Source organism: Vallitalea maricola, from assembly GCF_036985595.1.
GTDB classification, from domain to species: domain Bacteria; phylum Bacillota; class Clostridia; order Lachnospirales; family Vallitaleaceae; genus Vallitalea; species Vallitalea maricola.
Window position 1 is genome coordinate 1 of sequence record NZ_BTPU01000055.1, and the last position, 24,424, is coordinate 24,424.

Here is a 24,424-nt window from a genome sequence, read left to right on the forward strand (position 1 = left end):
GCTTCAGCTGCAGAAGTTGCTAAAGAACTAATATTAAACTAAAACTTAAGAGAGGTTAGGGTGTTAATATGACAGGAAAAGAGCGTGTACTTAATATATTAGAACATCAATCCACAGATAAAATACCTTGGGTTCCGTTTGTTGGCGTTCATGCAGGTTCAATAAAAGGTTATACTGCAGAAGAAGTATTAAAAGACGGTAATAAATTATATGAATCATTAATGGAAGCTCATAAATTATACCAACCAGATGGTATTCCTGTAATTTTTGATCTACAAGTAGAAGCTGAAATACTTGGATGTGAACTTGTATGGTCTGATGATTGTCCACCATCTGTAAAAACACATCCTTGTGAAGAAGAAGCAAAAATTCCATGTAAATGTAAACTTCCAACAAAAGAAAGCGGTAGAATTCCTCTTATTCTTGATGTAATGAATAGAATGAAGGAATCAGTTGGTGATACTACTGCATTATATGGTTTGATATGTGGTCCTTTTACACTAGCATCACATTTAAGAGGAAACAATCTCTTTATGGATATGATATTGGATGAGAACTATGTAAAACAGTTAATGGAATATTGTACAGAAGTTTCACTAAAAATGATAGATTTCTATACTGAAGCCGGCATGGATATAATAGCTGTGGTTGACCCACTAGTTTCTCAAATATCACCTGAACATTTTACTACTTTATGTCATGATTCATTTAGTACCATCTTTGATTATATAGAAGTAAAGAATACCAAATCTTCTTTCTTTGTATGTGGTAATGCTACTAGACAAATTGAAGTAATGTGTAAAACTAGTCCAGATTCAATATCTATAGATGAAAATGTTGATATAAAATCAGCAAAAGAAATAACAGATAAGTATAACATAACTATTGGCGGTAATATTCCATTAACAACATTGATGTTACATGGAACTCAACAGGATAATATGAAATATGTTGTTAAAATGATAGATACATTGACACATGATAACTTAATTATCTCTCCTGGTTGTGATATGCCATATGCTGTACCTACTGAAAATATAATAGCCATAGGTCAAACTATTAAAGATACTGATGCAATTCGTGAAATGGTTAAGAACTATGAATCAAAAGATGAGGATATAAATGTTGAGATACCTGATTACAAGAATCTAGAAAAACCATTTGTAGAAGTATTTACTCTTGACTCTGCATCATGTGCAGCTTGTACTTACATGATGGATGCTGCTAATGTAGCTAAAGAACATTTTGGCGATAAAATAGATTTAATTGAATATAAATTCACAGAAAAAATCAATATAGCTAGATGTAAGAAAATGGGAGTTACCAATTTACCTTGTATATATATTAATGGTGAACTTAAATGGTCTTCCATTATACCTAGCAAAGAAGAATTATTCAGTGTTATAGAATCATATCTGTAGAATTCCTTGAGAGTTAAAATATAAAGAGTTATAATGTATAATTATAATCGTATTTTAACTCTCTAACTTTATGTCTAATCGCTTATGGAGGTGATTATTGAATGGAAATTGAATTCAGTAAAATATTGAATAAAAAAGAAGTACTTAATACTATGCAGTGCTATGAGGATAGTACTAATTATAGTGAATACTGCAAAATATATGAAGAAGTAGTTGATAATTCCGTTAAGAACATTACACCAAAAGGATACTATATCATAACAGATAACGATAATTATATTGACAATAATTGTGAACAAGTGATTTTTTGTTTAGTTACTCTAGGTAGTTTTATTGATGAAGAGATAAAACGTTATTTTGATAACAATGATTATCTAAAAGGTATGATGTTGAATACTATAGGTGACCAAATGTTATTTGACATAAGTAATTCTCTATTCAAATTACTGCAAAAAGAGCAAAGTGACAATGGTATCAATCTGACATCAAGAATAGAACCTGGCTCTAGTGAATCAAGTATCAAATTCCAAAAGACTATACTGGATATGATTAATGAAAAAGAATCCACTGACATTACTATAACATCAGGATATATGTTCTCTCCTACTAAGACTTTATCTTACTATTATGGAGCCTCAGCAAATATACCTCCTACTACAGTAGACCACGATTGTAGTAAATGCAGTAATTTGACCTGCCCTTTCAGAAAATATAATTTAATAATAAAACAAGGAACAAAGTCACATAGATATCAAGTGAAAAAAGGTGAAAATCTTTTAAACGTAATTAGACATTATAACTTCCCTATTGAAGCATATTGTGGTGGTAAAAAAGTATGTGGTAAATGTAAAGTAAAACTTTTAAAAGGTAATATAGAATTATCAGATGAAGAAAGAAGATTCCTTACAGATAGTGAGATTGAGGAAGGAATAATTCTATCTTGTTTCCATAGTATTGATAATGATATAACTATAGAATTAAAAGAAGAAGCTGCTACATCAAAAATACAGACTGACTATAAAATTGGTAATATCAAAAACCCAAAATATAAATTACTTAAAATTGATGGGATAATAGAAAGCCCAGATAATAATAAGAGTGCCATAGAACTAATTAATGAGAAGTTAGTGGCAAATTATAAATATTCTCTAAATGCAGTGAAAGGACTATCTAATATAGATAATCTAAAAAAAGATATCTATCTGTTATCTAAAAACAATAAAGAAATACTTAAAGCTGCTGATAATGAAATTACTGCATATGGTGTAGGTATTGATATTGGTACTACTACTATTGTAATTACACTTATAGACCTACTGAAAAATAAAGAAATAGGTATCTATAAAAATGTTAATCCTCAAAAGGCTTATGGCGCAGATGTAATAAGCAGGATTAATTACGCTATAAAAGATAATCAAAACATTCAGACCGAATTGATATGTAATGAAATCAGTTCTGGCATAAAAGCTATTGTTGATAAATATGAATTAAATGAAAAAGATATACTGGAAATTACTATAAGTGGAAATACGACCATGCAGTATCTGTTGACTGGTATAAACCCTTATAAATTATCCATAAGTCCTTTTACAACAATGGACTTATCTCTTAATGAATATTTGTACAGTCAACTATTCGGAGATAATCTGCTTGATTGTACTGTTACTCTATTACCTGGAGTTTCCGCTTACATTGGCTCTGATATAACTGCAGGTTTTTATTATAGTGATCTTATCAACCAAGAAGGAAACATTCTTTTTATTGATATAGGTACCAATGGAGAAATAGCATTGAAGACAAAGGATGATTCTATTATCTGTGCTGCAACTGCAGCAGGACCTGCTTTTGAAGGTGCTAATATTAAATGTGGTATGGGAAGTATTGATGGAGCCATATGCAATATTAGCTTGGTTGATGATAAATTCAAATATGATGTTATTGGTAACAGTACTCCAAAAGGTATCTGTGGTTCAGCCCTTGTAGATATAACTGCCCAGTTGCTTGATACTGATGTAATAGATAATACAGGAAAACTAAATATTGATGAAGTTATACTATACCAAGATAAGCAAACTGAAATAGGATTATATCAAGAAGATATCAGACAGCTCCAACTTGCCAAATCTGCTATTTCAGCAGGAATAAGTGTATTGATAGATGAAGCTTCTATATCCTTTGATGATGTTGATAAAGTTTTTCTAGCTGGAGGCTTTGGCAGCAATCTTAATATTGCTAATGCTATAACAATAGGACTACTTCAAAAAGAATTAAAAGATAAAGTTGAAATTCTCGGTAATAGTTCATTAGGTGGTTGTGTCAAGTATCTCCTAGATGATAACAGTTCCAATAATTTTGATGAAATAAAATCAAAATGTAAATATATCGAATTGTCAACTAATATGAAATTCAACGAAGAATATATTATGAACATGTATTTCTGATATAACAATTACTTTTATATTATAAAGGATGATTTTCATGACAAAAATATATCTCATTACAGGATTTTTAGGTTCTGGTAAAACAAGTTTTCTGCAAAATGTTTTAGATTCCGAAGAAGCTAAATCAGGTGTTTTAATGAATGAATTCGGTTCTATTAGTATAGACAGCTCTGTAGTAAGCAGAAAAGATATGGATATGATAGAGCTTACTAACGGTTCTATTTTTTGTAGTTGCCTAAAAGATAATTTTATAGAAAGTCTTCGAGCTCTTTTAGAAAAAAAACTGGACAATATCTATATTGAAAGCTCTGGGTTAGCGGATCCTGCCAATATGTTAGCTATAATTGACCTATTAAAAAAACAATGTAGTAATGATTTTTCCTATGAAGGAGCTATTTGCATAGTAGATGGCTTGCATTTCATGAAAGAAATAGATATGATGGTCAGCGTAGAAAATCAAATCAAACATAGTAAAATCATTTTAATTAATAAAATGGACTTGATAAATACTGAAAGAGCTGCTGAAATAAAAAATAGGATACGTTCAATTAATGACCAAGCTTCAATCTATGAAATAACTCATGGTAAAATTGATTTTGAATTACTGAAATTTTCATCTGTCATTAATAATCAAATTGGTGAAACTTCAAATACAACTGAAAACAAACCTAAGACCATAATAATAAAGTTGAAAGATAACAATATAGAACTTGAAGCAATAATCAAAGTTCTTAATACTCTAAAAGAATTCTGTTACCGTATTAAAGGATTTGTAACTGTTAAAGATATTACGTATAAGATTGATACGGTAAATGAAAAATTAGATGTTATTCAATATGAATCAAAGGGGTTAGTTGACCAGACATTAGTGTTCATATCAAAAATTGGTGTTGGTATTGTTTCTAAAATACTGAAATCTACTAAAGAAACTCTGAAAGATAAGATTGAAATTATTTCTTAACAATAGGTGTTCCATCAAGGAACGCCTATTATTAATTGTAATCTTATGTATAAGAATATCACTTTTTTATAATATATGTATCGATGTAGGTCAATTATAAAGAAACTGAAAACAATTAATAAATAAGGACGTCACTTTATAGGAACGTCCTCTTATTTATAAATTTTTATAATTAATAGCAAGAATTATTATTTCAATTACACATTTAATTTAATTCAATTCTAATCAAAAAACAAATTCTACATCAGATAACCTACTGTATATTTCATCAATTACTTTCTTCTCTTCTTTCTCTGTATCTGCTATAAATGTAACAGAGAATCTTACAAATGCTCCTGCATCATCCCATGGTACAGTCGATATTAATCTTTCTCTTATTAAGAATTGCGAAAAATCTTCGGCACATTCAAAAGCAATTCCACCTTTTACACCTTTAGGAATCTCAACATATAAATAGAAAGAACCACTTGGTTTTTTTGCATTGAACCCAATCTTATTAAGAACTTCAACAAGCATGTTGTGTCTTCTTGAATACTTCGCTGCAGTCTTTTCAGTAATCTCTGGATGTTCAAGAGCATAGATACCAGCTTTTTGGATAGCTTTGAATTGTCCGGAATCATTATTATCCTTTACAGCCGCAAAAGCACTCACTATTTTTTCATTACCTGCTACAAAAGCAATTCTCCAACCAGTCATATTATAAGCTTTAGATAGTGAATGAATTTCTATTCCTACCTCTTTAGCTCCATCTACACTTAAGAAACTTAATGGTTTGTTTCCATCAAATGTCAAAGCCGCATATGCTGCGTCATGTACAACAATCAAATCATTTTCTTTTGCAAACTTAATAACTTCTTTAAAAAATTCCTCAGTTGCAATTGCTCCTGTTGGATTATTTGGATAGTTTAAATATAGTAGCTTAGCCCTTTTTAATATATCCTTAGGTATGGAATTTAAATCAGGTAAGAAGTTGTTTTCTTGAAGCAGACTTAGATTGAAAACTTCTCCACCAAGCCATTTTGTCATAGTTCCCATTATTGGGTAACCAGGTACAGTCATCAAAGTAACATCTCCCGGATTGATAAATGCCTGAGCCATCATAGCAAGTGCTGGTTTTGAACCTATGGCATGATTAACCTCTGTCTCACAGTTGATATCTTTTACTTGATAAACATCTTCTAAGTACTTTGCAGCGGCTGATTTGAATTCTGGAACTCCATTATCAGCATAATTTCTATTTTCCCACTTGGATGCTTCTTCTGACAATACCTTAACAACACCTTGGTCTGCCATTGAATCCGGTTCACCAACACCCATATCAATGATTTCCATATCTGGATGTTCGCTTATTGCAGCAGCTTTAGCTCTTTTTATTTTTTCAAATTTGTATATTACAGTACTCTTTCCAAATTGATTTCCACCTATTCTGTCTGCTATTAATTCTTGTATATAAGTCTCCATTTAGTTTTCCTCCCGTTTAATTACTATTACTATAATAACCATTCTCCTTCAAATGTAGTTACTGCTTCACCTGACATATAGATATGATTACTCTCTTTATCCCATTCTATTAATAAATCTCCACCTATTAATTTAACAACAGCTTTTCTATCAGTTAAATTATTAAGTACTGATGCTACTAGAGTAGCACAAGCTCCAGTTCCACATGCTAAAGTTTCTCCAGACCCTCTCTCCCATACACGCATCTTAATAGTTTTATTGTCTATTATTTGTGCAAATTCCACATTTACTTTCTTAGGGAATTTTTCATCTATTTCAACTAACTTACCTATATCCTCTACTTCAAAAGTATCTGTATCATCAACATAAGTTATAGCATGAGGATTACCCATGGAAACACAAGTAAATTCAAATGTTTTACCATTAACATCTATCTCTTCCCCAATTACAGGATATTTATCACTAATTACAGGAATATCTTCAGCCTTTAATATTGGTTCTCCCATATCAACTTTTGCATATGTGACCTTTTCATCAACAACTGTCATATCTAGTATCTTGATACCAGCTAGTGTTTCAATTGTTATACTAGTCTTTTCTGTCATCTTATTATCATAAACATACTTTCCTACACATCTGATAGCATTTCCACACATCTCAGCTTCTGAACCATCTGCATTAAACATTCTCATTCTAAAATCAGCTTTGTCTGAAGGCAATATAAGTACTATTCCATCAGAACCTACTCCAAAATGTCTATTGCTCATTTTAATGGATAGTTCAGTAGGATTATCTACTTCTACTTGGAAACCATTAATGTAAATATAGTCATTTCCACAACCATGCATTTTAGTAAATTTCATATTAACACCTCGCTATAATTTATTTTGATTTCTTAATATATTTCGCTTTCATAAAAATAGTGGTTCTAATTACAAATACTATTTTATTATAGCATAAATAATTTTATAAAATCAAGGCTAAATAAGGATTAAATTACTGTACAACTATCTTATGCATTAATAATAGAATAATATTCCCCTAAAAATGTAATACTCTTATAAAAGGTTAAAAATTATCATGAGGAGGAATTATATGGATAGGATAGTTGGCAAAAAAGCTCCTTGCTTTGAAATGGCAACAGCCCTAGGTGATGGAAGTGACTTTGGTAAAGCAAAGCTGGAAGATTATAAAGGTAAATGGTTAGTATTATTTTTTTACCCCTTAGACTTTACATTTGTTTGTCCTACTGAAATTACAGGTTATAGTAAGAAAATAGAAGAGTTCAAGAAACTTGGAGCAGAAGTTTTAGGTGTAAGTGTGGATAGCGAACACTCTCACAAAGCTTGGATAAATGGTGATCTTGGTAAAATTAATTTTCCTATAGCTTCTGATATGACAAAATCAGTTTCAAGGGACTATGGTGTATTACTTGAAGATGAAGGGATAGCCTTAAGAGGATTATTCATTATTGATACAGAAGGTGTGGTAAAATATAGCGTTATACATGATCTTAATGTAGGACGTTCTGTAGATGAAACCCTACGGGTTTTGCAAGCTTTACAAGCAGGTGGTCTATGTCCAGTTGATTGGGCTCCTGGAGAAGATATGTTGTAAATGTACTATAGACTTTGTTTATCAATTAACCCAAGTCCATGGACAGCTTAGTCCAGGTCTTTATATCTAAACAAAGTCTATTTTTCTAAAAGCTATATATAAGATATTGAACAATATTGGATTAATTCTTATTTAATCTCCTGGTGCTACATCCAATATGTTACTTTCTGGAACATTTACATAATTAGGAGGTACTGTTCCGCTTAAGATTCTATCTACTAGAGTTACCTGTTGACATACTGTTACTTTTTCAGATGCAAGAGGAACAACAACCTGCATAGTGGTTTCTATATTAAGCCATACTCTATGATTTATTTGATTTATCCCTGTTGATCTAAATTCCCTATCATAATTTATAGTGGCTGTACCAAAAGGAAGTATTTCTACCTCTATATTAGGACCTGTATTTGCAAATATATTAGACCCTATGAGATTACCAGATGGTATCGGTATAGTTTCATCTGTATATTTATCCACTTCTTCAGATATCTTATTGATAACATCAGCACATATTTCATTTATGGTTATAGTATCAACACTACAAGATACTATCTCCCCTTCTTCATTATAGAAATACGTAACTAACTCATCCGTATTTATCTGTTTCTCTTCTAATGTTTTTCTAACTGCATCATTTATGGACTGTGTAGCTATTGTTTTGATTTTCAACTGTGACATAGCTACTACAATAGGTAATATCTGTTTATCTAAATATGTATATACAAAAATAAAACTAAGACTTATTACTGCTATAAGTATACATATATATGCACCAAAACGTTTTTTCTTACTTCTACTCTTTCTCGGTTTTCTGCCTTTTATATTCCTTCTCATATCTCCTCCTATGTCTATTGTTACATTAACAGCATTTCTTAATCCTTACATAAAGTATATGATAAGCAATAATATTTTGTGTATGTCTACCCATATAAGTTGAACTTATTCAAATGGGTGTATAGATGTCTAAGCTCAATATAATGCAATTTGATATACAGGAAATTTATGTTAATAATATTTCAAGAAAGCTATTGTTAATCCCTATAACCATATTTAATAAAGCCTTTGCAGAATAATTACAAACACAATACAATTTATGAATAATCTGTTAATAAATATTAAATTTATGCCAAAATATATATTTTGCTTTCTATATCTAGTTATATTTGATATAATATCATCTGTATGAAGGAGGAAAATTATGAATTTTAGTAAGGATTCCAACGAGAAAAAGAAAAAAGAACTTGATTCAAAATCAAGTAAAGCCACGAAAAGTGTAAGCACATCTTTTATTAAGATTTTAGTTTTTGCATTTTTGTTACTAATCATTGTAGGTGTTTGTGCTGGTTTAGGGTTCGTTAAATCCATCATTGACTCTGCACCTGATATTAACGTAGAAGATATTGTTCCAAAAGGATACACTTCATTTATATATGATCAAGATGGTAACGAAATCGTTCAATTACATGGGTCTAATGCTAATAGAATATTTGTAGAACTTGATGAAATACCTACTTATCTTCAAGACTCTTTTATTGCTATAGAAGATGAACGTTTTTGGCAACATAATGGAATTGATGTAAAAGGTATTTTTAGAGCTATTTTTACTAACATAAAAGAAAAAAGTTTCAGTGAAGGTGCCAGTACCATCACTCAGCAGCTTATTAAAAATAATATATTATCAACAGAAACAACGCTTCAAAGAAAAATACAAGAACAATATTTAGCAGTACAGCTTGAAAAGAAATCCGACAAGAAAACTATATTAGAGAACTATCTAAACACTGTTGCCCTTGGTAGAGGAACCAATGGTGTACAAGCAGCCGCTAATAAATATTTTAATAAAGATGTAAGTGAATTAACAATTGCTGAATCAGCAGTTATCGCTTCAATAACTAAGAACCCTAGTTTTTATGATCCTGTTACTTATCCTGAGAATAACAAAAGAAGACAAACAAGAATTCTCAAAAAACTCATAGAACAGGAAAAAATAACACAAGCACAATATGATGAAGCACTAAAAGAAGATGTATATAATAATATTCAAATAGTAAACAAAACTTATGCTGGTAATTCAAGTTATTCTTATTACGTTGATGAAGTTATTTCAAGAGTAAAAAATGACCTTATGGTTAAAAAAGGATATACTGAAACCCAAGCATTTAACTTAATCTATCGTGGTGGATTAAGCATTTATATTAATCAAGATACTGATATACAAAAAATAGTAGATGAAACTTACACTAATGAAGACTTTTTTCCTAAGAAAAATGTTGATTACAGTGTTATACTAGATTATTCAGTAACAGTGAAAGATAAAGATGGTAACAAAAAAGACATTAATAAAAACAAAACCTTTGAAACGGACCAAGAAGCTAATGATTATATTGAACAATTAAAGAAAGAATTAACTGGTGAAGGCTATGAGATAGTTGCTGAAAAACCTACATATATACCACAACCTCAATCAGCAATGGTAATCATTGATCAACACACAGGTTATGTAAAAGCTCTTTCGGGTGGTAGAGGTGAAAAAGTAGGAAACCTCACATTTAACCGTGCTACGACTTCTACTCGTTCCCCAGGTTCAACATTTAAAATACTTGCAGCTTATTTACCTGCTCTTGACACAGCTGGTTATACATTAGCTACAGTCATTGATGATGTCCCTACTCAATTTCCAAATGAACCTAAAGGTTGGCCTAAGAACTATGATTATAAGTTTAGAGGTCTTACAACTGTTAGAGAAGGTATATTATATTCAATGAATATACTTGCTGTTAAGACCCTAAATGATATAGGTGTACAAACAGGCTTTGATTATTTACTTAAATTAGGTTTTACAACATTAGTTGATAAGGAAACTGTAAATGGAAAAAGTTTCACTGATAAAGGTCTATCTCTTACACTTGGAGGTTTAACAAAAGGTGTTACCGTATTAGAACTTACTGGTGCATATGCAGCTATTGCAAATAACGGTGTATATATAGAACCTACATTCTATTCAAGAGTACTTGACCATGATGGTAAACTACTTATGCAAAAGGAACCTGTTACAAGAACTGTAATGAAAGAAACAACTGCATTTTTATTAACAGATGCTATGGTAGATGTTGTAAGACTCAAAGCAGGTACTGGTCATAAAGTTCAGTTTTCTGGTATGCCAATTGCAGGTAAAACAGGTACATCCACAGGTGACAAAGACTTAGTATTTGCTGGATTCACTCCATATTATACAGCTGTTGTATGGAAAGGTTATGATATTCAAAAAGAGCAAAGATACTTAAATTATCACAAAAAAATATGGAAAGAAGTAATGCAGAGAATACATGAAGGACTACCTAGAAAAGAATTTGATAAACCTTCAGGTATTGTAACTAAAAAGATATGTACAGAGTCAGGTAAATTAGCTGTTCCTGGATTATGTGATAAAGACCAAAGAGGTTCTACTGTCAGAACGGAATATTTTGCTAAAGGAACGGAACCCACAGAACCATGTGATGTTCATATAAAAGCAACAATATGTAAAGACTCTGGATTATTTGCTACAGAATATTGTCCTGAATCAAGTAAAGTAGAAAAAGTATACATTCAACGACTTGTTCCATTCGTACCAGAAGAATGGGATCCAAGAAGACCACCGACAATTCAGGATAGACAATATGAACTTCCACCTTCAATGATTGGTGAATATTGTAATATTCATGGTCCAGAACCAGAAGTACCAGATATTCTACCACCAGTTTATATAGACCCTAATGGTAATAATAATGACAATACTAACGATAATAGCAATACTAATGATGTTAATTCTGATTTATTTACACCATTTTTACCTAAGGAACATAATAACGACCCAAATAGTGATAACAATACTAATGCAAATCCTTAAAATAAATAGCAGGTAATTTATATATAAATTACCTGCTATTTTTATTAAATTATCAATAAGCTTGCTTTCTTATTAACATATTTATTTACTAATAAGAAATATTATTTTATGTACTAATCAATTTTCATTTCTATAATTTTATTCTAATATAATAGTATTAGAAGCACTATCTCCATTTTTATATACTTTATACCATCCTTTTATCTTATAAACATCATAATTTTCTCTAATATTTATATAGGATTCAGGTAACTCATAAAAAGTGTAACCATCTGTTACAGTTTGATTACCAAAATTTTTAGTATATGTATTACCATTATCATCTTTATACCATATGCGTACTGCAAGTTCTGCTTTATCATATGGTATTTCATTAACTACATCTGAAACATTTAATTCTATAACATAACCATATGCGTAAAGCTGACCATGGAATTCTACACCATCCACTATTACAGAATTACTCTCTATACCTTGAATATCACGTGCAAATACCAAAGAACATGTACCAATATTCATTGTTATAACTAATAATAATAAAATAATTTTTTTACTATGCTTCATAATTTATCCTCCTTCATAATTTGATTAGTACTTATATATAATAGCATTCATAAGCTAAATATTATGTTGAAATTTGTATATAAAATTCGCATAATTTGACATTTAATAAATTAATTAATAAAATTTTGTTTCATTCACTATTCATTATATTACAATTCGGAATATATTTAATAGAACTTCTATTAATTCATATTACTTTTTGCAGTGATATCTAATATAATATTTCTTCATAAAAAACTGTAAGTTTTCCCTTAAATTGTGAATAATAGACTCCCAAAAAAGACAACCTTATAATATAAGAAAAATACCAGAAAACAGTTAAAATGCATTATAAGGAGCTATTATATGAATTATAGCAATCACTCAAAAAGTAAAAGGGAAAAAGAATTAGAATCAAAATCGAATAAAGTAAAAAAATCAATCAGTACATCATTCATACGAATCTTAGTATTAACTCTTTTAATAACCTTTGGCCTCATAATAATAGCTGGGCTTGGTATAACTAAAGCAATCATTGATGCAGCACCAGAAATAGATTATGATAAGGATATTATGCCAAAAGGATATAGAACTTTTATATATGATCAACTTGGAAATGAAATAACCACACTTCATGGAACTGATGCTAATAGAATATATGCATCACTAGACCAAATGCCTGAACACCTGAGGGACGCTTTTATTGCAATTGAAGATGAACGTTTCTACCAACACCAAGGTATTGACCTAAAAGGTATTCTAAGAGCCATCATAAATAATATAAAATCAAAAGATCTAACAGGTGAAGGTGCAAGTACAATAACCCAACAGGTTATCAAAAATAATGTCTTATCAGCTACCCAGACATTTCAACGAAAAATTCAAGAACAATATCTAGCCATAGAACTTGAAAAAAGGGTTGATAAAGATATCATACTGGAAAGTTATTTGAACACAGTTGCTCTTGGGCGTGGTACTAATGGAGTCCAAGCAGCTTCCAATAGATATTTTAACAAAGATGTTTCAGACCTTACTCTTGCAGAATCAGCAGTTATGGCAAGCATAACCAAGTACCCAACTAGATATGACCCAATAGCTAATCCTGAAAATAATCATTCACGTCAACTTATAGTTCTACAGAAAATGCTAGAGCAAGATAAGATTACTGAAAATGAATATAAACAAGCCATAGAAGAAGATGTATATTCCAAGATTGAATTAACTAACAAAAGTACTAATAAGAATTCCCATTATTCTTATTTTGTGGATGAAGTCATTCTTCGTGTAAAAGATGACTTAGTCATTAAGAAAGGTTATACAGAAAAACAAGCCTACGATCTTATATACACAGGTGGACTTAATATATATGTTACTCAAGACATCAATATACAGAACATAGTAGATAAAGAATTCCTTGATGAATCCAACTATCCTCCTAAGAAAGAAGATTACTCTGTTAAGATTATGTATAGTCTTTCAGTAGATAAAAAGGATTCTGGGATAAAACATTATTATAAAGAGAAAGAATTTGATACAGATAAAGAAGCACTGGCATATGCAGAAAAATTAAAAGCTTCATGGATTTCTGAAGGAGATGAAGTAATATCGGAATCAAGCATTCTAGTACCTCAGCCACAAGCCGCTATGGTAATACTTGATTATCACACCGGGCATGTAAAAGCTATCGCAGGGGGTCGAGGTAAAAAACTAGGAAACCAACTATTAAATAGAGCTACACAGACCTATCGTCATCCTGGTTCAACTTTTAAGATATTAGCTGCCTATCTACCAGCCATTGATACTGGTAGATATACATTAGCTACAGTACTGGATGATGTTCCATTTTCATATTCTTTTTCAAAAAATTCTGTACCATGGGAAGTACACAATTGGTATGACAGCAGTGAATACAAATATAATTATAAAGGATTATCAACTGTAAGAGATAGTATTACCTACTCTATCAACATTCATGCAGTAAAGACATTAATGGATATAGGAATAGAAACAAGCTTTAACTATTTATTGAATCTTGGATTTACATCATTGGTAGAAAAGGAAACCATAAATGGGAAAATATACTCTGATAAAAACTATTCTCTAGCTCTAGGAGGCGTTACTAAAGGTGTTAGTTTATTAGAGCTGACAGCAGCTTATGGTGCTATAGCCAATAACGGTGAATATGTTAAACCTATATTTTATACAAAAGTACTAGATCATGATAATAACCTAATCCTTACCAATGAACAACCAAAGCCTGTTAGGGTCATGAAAGAGACAACATCATTTTTATTGACTAATGCTATGACAGATGTAGTAAAAAAAGGTACTGGAACAATTGTAAAGTTCAATAGCGTTAGTATGCCCATTGCTGGTAAAACAGGAACCTCTTCTGAAAAGAAAGACCTTGTTTTTACAGGATATACTCCTTATTATGTTGCCAGTATATGGCAAGGTTATGACACACCGAAAGAACAAGTTTATAAAAGAAGCTATCATAAGATACTCTGGCGAAAAATTATGGAAGGAATTCATAAAGGTTTACCTAGAAAAGAGTTCTATAAACCTAATAATATTGTAACAGCTAAGATATGTACAGAATCTGGTAAATTAGCTAAGTTAGGATTGTGTAATAAAGACCCACGTGGTTCTACCATCATGACTGAATTCTTTGAAGAGGGTACAGTTCCAACTGAGACTTGTGATGTTCATGTGAAGCAAACTATTTGTTCTGTTTCTGGACTTCCTGCTAATAAATATTGTCCTAGCAATAGTAAGTACACAAAAGTATTCATAAAAAGACCCGAACCTCTTGTTCCTTCTAATTGGGACCCTAAACATCCGCCAAGGATACAAGATAGGAAATATGAATTACTGTACAGCACTATCGGTGAATATTGCAATGTACATGGACCTCATGTTAAAAAACCAAAAGTTAAATTACCCACAGATTATATTGATGGTGACCTTGATGATAAAATTAACGAAGACGAAGAATTCATAGCACCAGAAGATAAACCTATTGAAATTGAAGATAAAAATAAAAAGCCATATCTTGATGACGATTACTACTCTCCACCACCATTCATATATCAAGAATAAAAATAGGCTGTCACATAATACATTTTCAGTAATCTGCTTCCATAAGATAGATTTTATTTAACTATCTTAGGAAAAAAATATATTATGTGACAGCCCTTATATTATTTTGTTTTATTTTGTATCTTTTGGCTTAAATAGTACAGCTGCAAGATAACCAAATAATAAAGCCGCTGTTATTCCTCCAGCAGTTGCTGTCATTCCTCCCGTAAAAACTCCTAAAAAACCTGATGTCTTTACCTCTTCTATTACTCCTTTACCTAACGAATAACCAAATCCTATTAAAGGTACAGTTGCTCCTGCTCCACCAAATTCTACAACATATTCATATATACCTAGTCCAGTTAGAAATGTTCCAAGTGAAACATATATAACTAATATTCTAGCAGGCATGAGCCTGGTTTTATCCATTAATATCTGTGCTATTACACATATAACTCCACCTGTAATGAAAACTTTTATATAATCAATCATAATGTCCCTTCTTTCCCCTTACTGCCCTTTATTTTCTATTACAACAGCATGAGCAATACCTGGTATACTCTCACCTTGATAACTACTGCTAGGACTCATCAATGCACCTGTAGGTATAAATAAAATCCTATTAAAAGTACCTTTCGCCATTTCCTTTAGAATATAACCTGTTAGTGTAACTGCAGAACAGCCACAACCACTGCCACCTGCGTGTGTATCCTGTTTTTGTTCATCAAATATTTCAATACCACAATCAGTATAATTCTCTGATAAATCATACCCCTCTTTTTGAACCAACTCTTGCATTAATTTCTTGCCAACTATACCAAGATCTCCTGTTGCAATCAAATCATAATCAGCTGCACATCTGCCAGTATCTTTAAAATGAGTAATTATAGTATCAGCGGCAGCTGGTGCCATAGCTGCTCCCATATTCATTGCATCTTTTACACCAAGATCAACTATCTTTCCAGGTGTAACATGTGTAACTTTTGGACCATTTCCAGTATTACCGACCACAACAGCTCCACTACCAGTTACTGTATAAGTCGCAGTTAATGGCCTTTGATTACCAAATTCCAAAGGATATCTAAATTGTTTTTCTGCTCCACAAAAATGACTGGATGTAGCTGCTACACAATAATTAGCAAAACCACCTTCTACAGCCATAGAAGCCAATATCAGAGATTCTCCCATTGTTGAACAAGCACCATATAATCCGAAAAAGGCTTTTTTCAAGTCTCTAACTGCAAAAGTGCTAGCGGTTAGCTGATTTAATAAATCACCAGCAAAAATGTACCTAATATCATTTTTCGCTATATTAGCTTTATCAACTGCTAAGTTAATTGCTGCATTAAGGATTTTACTCTCAGCCTTTTCCCAAGTTTCTTCTCCCCATAAGGTATCTTCTAATATTTGGTCGAAATATTCTCTTAATAATCCATCTCCCTCTTTAGGTCCTACAATATTGCCATATCCTATAATAGTAGGTGGATTATTAAAAGCTATAGTTTGCTCTCCTACCTGACTACCCATGCTATAATCATCCTTTCAAAATTAAATACTGTAAATTGTACTAAATGTATCTTATCCTACACCCACCATATAATAAACCAATCCTACTATCACTGAAGAAAGCATACCATATAAAATAACTGGTCCAGCTATAGTAAAAATCTTAGCTCCAACTCCAAACACATAACCTTCATTTTTATATTCAATAGCTGGAGATACAATAGAGTTAGCAAATCCTGTAATAGGAACTATAGAACCTGCTCCTGCTCTTTTTCCGATACTATCATATATATCGAGACCTGTTAATAATGCCCCAATAAAAACTAGAATAATACTCGTAAAAGTAGATGCTGTATCTTTGGGAAGTTTTGCTCCATACATTAATAAATCTGTAATTCCCTGACCTATACAGCATATAATACCACCTACGACAAAAGCCCATATACAATTTTTTAACAAACTAGCTTTTGGAGAAGTTTTATCAACTAATTTCTGAAACTCTTTTTGCTTCTCATTAATATTTTCCATAATAAATATCCTTTCCTACCTTTCTACTTTAGCTTATAAAATCCCGGTATGATAAAGTATAGTAATGAACCAATTAATTTACCTATTGCTAATGATACTATAAAATATGCCATCCCTAATTTTATATTAAACCGCCTAGTTAAAATAGGTATTACATCTAATACTTCTGCTAAAGAAACCGCTAAACACCCTATAAATATACCAGTAAAAAATCCATATATTATCCCTCCAGCATTCCCTATGAGTAATTCAAAATCCAAAATCATAACTAATGTTCCAAACATTCCACCAAACATAATGGAATCTTCATACATCCAGATATATTTTTGTGTTGCTGTTTTCTGTGCTAATCTAGGAACAATTCCAATAATAGCTATAAAAGCAAAGACTCCACCTGCTATAACTACCCCGCCGCCAAATCCAATTATTATTAATAATAGATATTGCAAAAACATTATTCCTTATTCCCTTCATCACTAAGATTTTCTATTATACAATCTTCAACATCTCTTTCATACAATCTCATCTCTACTTCTATTGGGGTAGGATCATCTGTTAATTTTTTTGAAGAGAAATGATTAAAAAATACAATTATTCCTACTGCCAAACCTATTGAATATGGTATCTCAATAATTAGAGGGTTAAGATTTTCTTCACCCAAGAATAAACTATATAATCTCACAAAAACATCTGGTACAGCTGCATCTGTATGAAAAGTCATTATTGCAATACCACCACCAGTAAACAGGATAATACAAACAAATATAACCTTGAAGATGTTAATTATGTTCTTATATTTACAATCTTTCTTTTTAGGTCTATAGGATATTATAATATCTTCTTCGCCTACATTGTGGATTAGTATATTTTCGAACACTTTTTGTATTTCTGTAATTACTGTAATTATTGATAACAAGTAATTCTTTTTTTCATCAGAATCTATAGTAAAGACTATTATATTTTTTATCTTATCGATAACATCTTTTCTACCTTCAATATCAGCAATATCATTAATGATAATATCTTTTTTACCTTCAATACTTACCTTTTTACTAGCTTTAATATATACGTTATTCATCTAATCACCCTTTTTTATTAAAGGTACGATTAACAAATGTTCCCTGATATGTTATATCTGTTTCTTTATTTAAGTACATATAAGTCATAACAGATACTAATACTAATACAAGCATAATAGCGATTATCAATATCCTTTTATACTTCATTAAATCACCTCTTTATAATTTTATACATTACTAATATTTTTTGAAGTATTAACCATAACTATTCTGGTAATTACAAGAAAAGTAACTTTTTTCATTATAGAATTCCAAAAAAAACCTATGATCTAAAATCATAGGTTTGGATAAGATAAACTTATATTTTATCTTCCTTAATGGGAATGAAAAATACAAATAAACAAATATATGATAAGGGTAATTCTTCAAATAATTACTCTATTTTACGATAATTTTTCACGAATCTGAGTTAAAATCTTTTTTTCTAACCTAGAAACTTGTACTTGAGATATACCAATCTTCTCTGCTATTTCTGTCTGAGTTTTATCTTTATAATATCTTAGTATAATCAACTCCATTTCTTTTGGAGATAATTGACTAATTACCTGACGTAAAGCTATTTTATCTATCATCACTGTGTTTTCATCTGTGTTTTTTTCAAGTTTATCTATTAGGAAAATAGGATGACCATCTCCTTGATGAATGGTTTTATAGAGAGATTCTACTTCTGCATTAGATTCAAGAGCCATTACGATCTCTTCAACTGATGTACCTATCTCATGGGATATTTCTTCTATAGTAGGTTCTCTACCTAATTTCTTATTTAATAGATCTTTATTTATACGTACTCTATTAGCTACTTCTTTTAATGATCTACTAACTTTAATCATCCCGTCATCTCTCATAAATCTTTTTATTTCTCCCATTATCATAGGAACTGCATAAGTTGAGAATTTTACATTATAAGATAAATCAAATTTATCAATTGCCTTTAACAATCCAATGCTACCTATTTGAAATAAATCGTCCAAATCGTACCCTCTATTAGAAAATCTTTTTACAATACTCCAGATCAATCCAATGTTTTCTTCTACTATCTGTTCTCTTGCGTTTTGATTTCCCTGCTGAGATTTTTTTATAAGTTCTAGTGTTTTATCCATATTCAACACCTTCTCAAAGCTTTTCTAGACTCTCTAGCTTTTTCCTCATAATTATTTTTGATCCAACACCCACTTTAGACTCTACTTCCACTTCATCCATAAAAGTTTCCATGACTGTAAATCCCATTCCCGAACGTTCTAATTCAGGTTTTGAAGTAAACAGGGGTTCACGTGCTTTATCAATATCACCAATACCTTTTCCAAAATCTTTTATTTCTATATATACTTTATTATCCGTAATTTTGCAATACATATAAACTTTTCCATCATATTCTTCATAGCCATGTATAATTGCATTGGTTACAGCTTCTGAAACAGCTGTCTTAATATCCGATAATTCTTCAAGTGTTGGGTCCAGTTGAGCCACAAAAGATGCAATTACCACTCTTGCAAAAGACTCATTTTGTGATTTACTACTAAACTCTATTTTCATTTCATTTTCGTACTTCATAATATCCCCCTTTATTATTACCATTATTTGTTATTTTTATATATTGCACTTAAACATTTATACACCAATTTTAATAAGTTCAATATATTTCCCTTAATTATTTAAGTCGAAAATAATCGTTGGCTCTATAACAATTATTTAATTCAACTTATTTATATTAAACATATAATCAAATATATCATTCAGCTAATATTAGAAATATTTTTTAGTGCTTGGTCTACACTATCATAACTATTGATTATTCTATATAAACCTGATAATTTAAAGATTCTATCCATTCTAGTATTTACGTTGGTAACAACAACATTACCTCCCATATTTTTAATGTTCTTATACCGCCCCATTATAACCCCTATTCCCGAACTATCCATAAACTTGGTATTGGAGAAATCAAATATGACACACTTAATATTATGCTTTATTATAAGCTTATCAATCTTATCTCTGATTATTTCTGCATTATGGTGATCGAGTTCTTCTGAAACATTTACAATTAAGTTTCTCTTTACAATTTTACATTGGGTAGACACTAGATTACCTCCTCCTGTAAATATTTTACATATTTTTATAAATTCTCCATTTATTTCCAATTTCCTTTTTTTATTTGTAATTTTTTTTAAAATAAGGAATATATTATATTTTGTTTTGACTATTATCTTTTTAACCCAATATATTATTGTATAAAAAAACTGTTCCATAATATTTTTTAATAATCAATTGATAGATTAATACTCCATCGAAATGTTTACCATAAAAATTATTATGAAACAGCTCCTTATTTTATATTTTTAATTTTTTAATTGATTTAAATAATTATTTGACCAAGTCTTGAAGCTTGATTTTGGATATTGATCAAGCAATTTCTGGAATAAATCAATTGCCTCTTTGTTATTACCCAATAATTGATGACATCGTGCCTCATAATAAAGCAAATCATCTGCAAAATAATCATCACTACTTGCAAATTTTGTAGCAGTTTTAAAATAATCAACAGCCTCATTGAGATTTTTTTCTACTACAGGGCTTTTACCTCTGCTATATAATCTTGAGCCCTCAGTAAATGCATTTTTTGCTATGGCAGGATATATCTCCTGTCTTAACTTATTATATAGTTGTTTTGAAGTAGACGTCAAATTCTCTAGTTTAACAACATATAATTTATTAGCTGCTGCTACTTTATCATTGTCTAGATAGAATGCCACTGCATTTTGAAGATTTTCCAACGCTTCATAGTTAGCTGCTTTTTCTTCATATTGTTTAGCAAGCTCATTTTTCTCATCTAAATCTAATTGTAATTTTTCCTTATCACTATTAAGAGAATCTAATAAAGTATCATATTCATTTTGCTTAGTTAATATCTCTTTTCTTAGGTTATCAGCTTCTTTTGTTTTGTTTTTTACTTTTCCTGGTACAATTAAAAATACTGCAACTAGAAGTCCAATGACAACACCAAAAATTACATAGCCGAACTGCAATACTGATGGATTAATCCTGCTTTCCCTTTTAGGTTTAGCCTTAATTGAAAAGCTTTCTGGTTTTTTATCAATTGCATATATCTTATCTTTTTCTTTCGATTCTTCTGGATCTTGTGATGTTATTTCTTCATAATACTTTAATGCTACATAATTACTTTTATCAATAGATAAAACTTTTAATAATATTTTTTTTGCCTTTGCTAAATTATTGTCATGTATGTAACAAAGTGCTAACAAACAATAAGCTTTTACAAAATTAGGATTAAGACTTATTACTTTTTTAAGTTGTATAACTGCTAAATCTTCACTTTTCTGTTCAATGTATTTCAATGCCTGATTATATTTTTTAACAGCAGAATTGATTGTATCTAATTTGTGTTGATTGTGATGAATTTTTTCAATATAATAATCAGCAATATTATTATCTTTTTGTATGTTTTTACTTATTACCCACTGTTGCAGTGCAGATACAACTTCACCGATCTCAAAATATATAAGTCCTAATAAATTACGGGCATCTATATTGTTTTTATCTAATTTTAAACTTCTTTTCAGTAAGCTGATAGCACCAGTAAGATCTCTAAGCTTAGCAACTTGCAGACCTTGATTATATAGTAATTTTGAAGTATTCTGAATTTTTTCATATATATCAATTTTCAATCCACAATTAGTACATGTATACTCATCATTTAATTCACTACCGCATTTTAGGCATAATCTACTCATTATTATCTCACCACTCTACTTATCATCATTTTTTATTTCTCTAATCATTTCTTGTAAAATATCGGACACATCTTTTGAATCATAAGCATATATTGATTCTTCTGCTTGCTCAATTTCCAGGCATGGTTTAAATCTTTTAATTTCTTCTTCAAAATTAATCATATTGGTCCTCCTCTTTGATTTTACTTTTAATATAGCCAACCAGATATAATGAACCGATACAACATACCATTCTACCTTCCCTACTTAATTGCATTGCATAATTAACTGCATCATCTATGTTAGCTATTGGACAAATATTATCGTAACCTAACTTTTCACAGGATTCCTTAAGTAGATTAACGTCTGTTGCTCTATCACTATCTATCTGAGTCAAAATCATCTTATTTATATTATTACATTTTTTCAGTTCACTAATCATTTCATTATAAGGTTTATCTTTTAAACTAGCATATAAAACGTTGATTTCTGTATTATTATATAAATTATTAATATTATTTACAAACATGCTGATACCCTGGGCATTATGTGCTCCGTCAATTAGCATATTGTCCATTACATATTCCATTCTACCTGGCCACTTGAATTTTTTTAGACCCTTTAATATAGATTCTGTGTTTAGATTCATACCTTCATCAATTAACACTTCAACAGCGGTAAGTGCAATGGAAACATTAATAATTTGGTAATTTGCTATAGTATTTAAAAAAACTTCTTCATAATTATAATACTTGTTATTTATAGAAAAATCAATGTTTTTCTTGGTTCTTTTTAAAATACTATAGTGAAAATCATTGTAACTATAAAGTTTCGATTTTTTATTTACACATTCGACATTTATTGTGTCAAATATCTCTTTTTTATCATAATATAAAACTGTAGGTCTACCTTGTTTAATTATACCTGCTTTTTCTTTTGCAATTTCTTCTATAGTATTTCCAAGAATAGAGACATGGTCAAGTCCTATTGATGTTATTATAGTTAGTATAGGATTTTCAATTACATTGGTTGAATCTAGTCTGCCTCCTAAGCCTGTTTCTAGGATTACATAGTCTACGTTATTATTGTTATAATATACTAATGCTATGGCTACTAATACTTCAAAAAAAGTTGGATGGTTGAAACCGTTTTCTACCATATAATCTATTTTTTCTTTAATTAGGGTTAATATGTTTGTTAGGTCGTCGTTGCTTATGTTAGTGTTGTTTATTTTTATTCTTTCGATTATTTCTATAAGGTGTGGTGATGTGAATAATCCAGTTTTGTAGCCATGTTCGCATAGTATGTATGAGAGCATGGTACATACAGAACCTTTTCCATTTGTTCCTGCTACGTGTATGAATTTTAGGTTATTTTGGGGGTTATCTAATAGTTTCAAGAGAGTTTTTATGTTGTCGAGTCCTGATTTTACTCCGAATTTTGGTATATCAAGTATATATTGTACAGCTTCATTATAGTTCAAGGGTTAATACCTCCAGGGATTTATATTAAAATACATAAGTTCGATGTATATAGTTGTATTTTTCGACTTATTTTTATGATTAAATTCTATATAAATGTATCATATAAGGTTGGGAGTTTCAATAGTAAAATGAGTGGGTTAATTTAGTATGTGGGGGCAGGTGGTATAGGACTCGTTTTACTTGCCTTACTCCAAGGAACGGTCTGCGTAAAACGAGTCCTATACCACCTTTTTATTATGTACGTCAATTCAAATATTTCATTGTAATTAGTTTTTAGGAGTTCTTAGTAACCTCCCTATTCTATTTGTGATGTGTATCTTAATGGGAATTGTGTATAATGTTGCTGAATTAAAATACAGTGTAAAGTTTACTTGACATCAAATGTAAAGCGTGCTATACTTTTGGTGTGGTAAAGTTCACTTTACATTTATTAAGAGGTAAGTATTATTTTTTACTAAAGGAGGTATTGAATGGAGAATCGGATAAGGGAGTTGAGAGAAGAGTATAAGATGACTCAGCAAGAGTTGGCTAAAAAGGTGGGGGTATCAAGACAAACTATAATTTCTTTGGAGAATGGTAGGTATAACCCATCTATTAATCTGGCTTTTAAGGTTTCTAAGGCCTTTGATAAATTGATAGAAGATATTTTTATTTATAATGAGGAAGAAGATTAATTAGTTGA

23 protein-coding genes are annotated in these 24,424 nt (G+C 30.4%); 7 read left to right on the forward strand and 16 right to left on the reverse strand.

Translation table 11 applies throughout. The features are described 5' to 3' along the window. Positions 1-68 precede the first annotated feature (68 nt). The 3 genes from AACQ14_RS15655 (at position 69) to AACQ14_RS15665 (ending at position 4,823) form a co-directional block, all read left to right on the forward strand. A complete protein-coding gene (locus AACQ14_RS15655; RefSeq protein WP_339364527.1) occupies positions 69-1,421 on the forward strand; it encodes a uroporphyrinogen decarboxylase family protein in 1,353 nt (450 codons plus the stop codon). A 101-nt stretch (positions 1,422-1,522) separates the two neighbouring features. Next, entirely contained in the window at positions 1,523-3,862 is a 2,340-nt protein-coding gene (locus AACQ14_RS15660; protein ID WP_339364528.1) for an ASKHA domain-containing protein, read from the forward strand. A 37-nt stretch (positions 3,863-3,899) separates the two neighbouring features. Further along, complete coding sequence (locus tag AACQ14_RS15665) at positions 3,900-4,823, forward strand: GTP-binding protein (RefSeq protein ID WP_339364529.1); 924 nt, start codon at positions 3,900-3,902, stop codon at positions 4,821-4,823. 225 nt (positions 4,824-5,048) lie between these two features. Here AACQ14_RS15665 and AACQ14_RS15670 read toward each other — a convergent pair whose 3' ends face one another. After that, complete coding sequence (locus AACQ14_RS15670; protein ID WP_339364530.1) at positions 5,049-6,284, reverse strand: LL-diaminopimelate aminotransferase; 1,236 nt, start codon at positions 6,282-6,284, stop codon at positions 5,049-5,051. Positions 6,285-6,313: 29 nt separating this feature from the next. Then, positions 6,314-7,147, reverse strand: coding sequence for a diaminopimelate epimerase (dapF, locus tag AACQ14_RS15675; RefSeq protein WP_339364531.1), 834 nt, complete (start codon positions 7,145-7,147; stop codon positions 6,314-6,316). A gap of 232 nt (positions 7,148-7,379) precedes the next feature. Here dapF and AACQ14_RS15680 point away from each other — a divergent pair, with 232 nt between their 5' ends. Continuing rightward, positions 7,380-7,901 carry a peroxiredoxin gene (locus tag AACQ14_RS15680; RefSeq protein ID WP_339364532.1) on the forward strand — a complete coding sequence of 174 codons (522 nt, stop codon included), beginning with the start codon at positions 7,380-7,382 and terminating at the stop codon, positions 7,899-7,901. A 132-nt stretch (positions 7,902-8,033) separates the two neighbouring features. Here AACQ14_RS15680 and yunB read toward each other — a convergent pair whose 3' ends face one another. Next, complete coding sequence (yunB, locus tag AACQ14_RS15685) at positions 8,034-8,735, reverse strand: sporulation protein YunB (RefSeq protein ID WP_339364533.1); 702 nt, start codon at positions 8,733-8,735, stop codon at positions 8,034-8,036. A 364-nt stretch (positions 8,736-9,099) separates the two neighbouring features. On the opposite strand from yunB, the gene AACQ14_RS15690 reads away from it, so the two are divergent. Beyond that, positions 9,100-11,790 carry a transglycosylase domain-containing protein gene (locus AACQ14_RS15690; RefSeq protein ID WP_339364534.1) on the forward strand — a complete coding sequence of 897 codons (2,691 nt, stop codon included), beginning with the start codon at positions 9,100-9,102 and terminating at the stop codon, positions 11,788-11,790. Positions 11,791-11,928: 138 nt separating this feature from the next. On the opposite strand, the gene AACQ14_RS15695 is transcribed toward AACQ14_RS15690, so the two are convergent. Continuing rightward, positions 11,929-12,354, reverse strand: a complete 426-nt coding sequence (locus AACQ14_RS15695; RefSeq protein ID WP_339364535.1) for a hypothetical protein — start codon at positions 12,352-12,354, stop codon at positions 11,929-11,931. Between the two features lie 345 nt (positions 12,355-12,699). On the opposite strand from AACQ14_RS15695, the gene AACQ14_RS15700 reads away from it, so the two are divergent. Continuing rightward, positions 12,700-15,435, forward strand: coding sequence for a transglycosylase domain-containing protein (locus AACQ14_RS15700; protein WP_339364536.1), 2,736 nt, complete (start codon positions 12,700-12,702; stop codon positions 15,433-15,435). A gap of 111 nt (positions 15,436-15,546) precedes the next feature. On the opposite strand, the gene spoVAE is transcribed toward AACQ14_RS15700, so the two are convergent. The 12 genes from spoVAE to AACQ14_RS15760 form a co-directional block, all read right to left on the reverse strand. Beyond that, positions 15,547-15,903, reverse strand: a complete 357-nt coding sequence (spoVAE, locus tag AACQ14_RS15705; protein WP_339364585.1) for a stage V sporulation protein AE — start codon at positions 15,901-15,903, stop codon at positions 15,547-15,549. A gap of 21 nt (positions 15,904-15,924) precedes the next feature. Further along, positions 15,925-16,941, reverse strand: a complete 1,017-nt coding sequence (gene spoVAD, locus AACQ14_RS15710; protein WP_339364537.1) for a stage V sporulation protein AD — start codon at positions 16,939-16,941, stop codon at positions 15,925-15,927. A gap of 51 nt (positions 16,942-16,992) precedes the next feature. After that, complete coding sequence (spoVAC, locus tag AACQ14_RS15715; RefSeq protein WP_339364538.1) at positions 16,993-17,448, reverse strand: stage V sporulation protein AC; 456 nt, start codon at positions 17,446-17,448, stop codon at positions 16,993-16,995. 23 nt (positions 17,449-17,471) lie between these two features. Next, a complete protein-coding gene (locus tag AACQ14_RS15720) occupies positions 17,472-17,897 on the reverse strand; it encodes a stage V sporulation protein AB (protein ID WP_423247998.1) in 426 nt (141 codons plus the stop codon). 5 nt (positions 17,898-17,902) lie between these two features. Beyond that, positions 17,903-18,526 (reverse strand): stage V sporulation protein AA, encoded by a 624-nt coding sequence (locus AACQ14_RS15725; protein ID WP_339364540.1) that lies wholly within the window; start codon positions 18,524-18,526, stop codon positions 17,903-17,905. A gap of 4 nt (positions 18,527-18,530) precedes the next feature. After that, positions 18,531-18,674 (reverse strand): hypothetical protein, encoded by a 144-nt coding sequence (locus tag AACQ14_RS15730; protein WP_339364541.1) that lies wholly within the window; start codon positions 18,672-18,674, stop codon positions 18,531-18,533. A gap of 236 nt (positions 18,675-18,910) precedes the next feature. Then, positions 18,911-19,627 (reverse strand): RNA polymerase sporulation sigma factor SigF, encoded by a 717-nt coding sequence (gene sigF, locus AACQ14_RS15735; protein WP_113671976.1) that lies wholly within the window; start codon positions 19,625-19,627, stop codon positions 18,911-18,913. Between the two features lie 13 nt (positions 19,628-19,640). Further along, a complete protein-coding gene (gene spoIIAB / locus AACQ14_RS15740; RefSeq protein ID WP_339364542.1) occupies positions 19,641-20,078 on the reverse strand; it encodes an anti-sigma F factor in 438 nt (145 codons plus the stop codon). Positions 20,079-20,260: 182 nt separating this feature from the next. Then, entirely contained in the window at positions 20,261-20,608 is a 348-nt protein-coding gene (gene spoIIAA, locus AACQ14_RS15745; protein ID WP_273325476.1) for an anti-sigma F factor antagonist, read from the reverse strand. A 258-nt stretch (positions 20,609-20,866) separates the two neighbouring features. Then, entirely contained in the window at positions 20,867-22,279 is a 1,413-nt protein-coding gene (locus AACQ14_RS15750) for a tetratricopeptide repeat protein (RefSeq protein WP_339364544.1), read from the reverse strand. Between the two features lie 15 nt (positions 22,280-22,294). Beyond that, positions 22,295-22,441, reverse strand: coding sequence for a hypothetical protein (locus AACQ14_RS15755; protein ID WP_193774394.1), 147 nt, complete (start codon positions 22,439-22,441; stop codon positions 22,295-22,297). Then, a complete protein-coding gene (locus AACQ14_RS15760) occupies positions 22,434-23,741 on the reverse strand; it encodes a bifunctional folylpolyglutamate synthase/dihydrofolate synthase (protein WP_339364545.1) in 1,308 nt (435 codons plus the stop codon). The genes AACQ14_RS15755 and AACQ14_RS15760 overlap by 8 nt, the downstream gene beginning before the upstream one ends. 471 nt (positions 23,742-24,212) lie before the next feature. Here AACQ14_RS15760 and AACQ14_RS15765 point away from each other — a divergent pair, with 471 nt between their 5' ends. Then, positions 24,213-24,416 (forward strand): helix-turn-helix transcriptional regulator, encoded by a 204-nt coding sequence (locus AACQ14_RS15765; protein WP_339364546.1) that lies wholly within the window; start codon positions 24,213-24,215, stop codon positions 24,414-24,416. Positions 24,417-24,424: the final 8 nt, after the last annotated feature.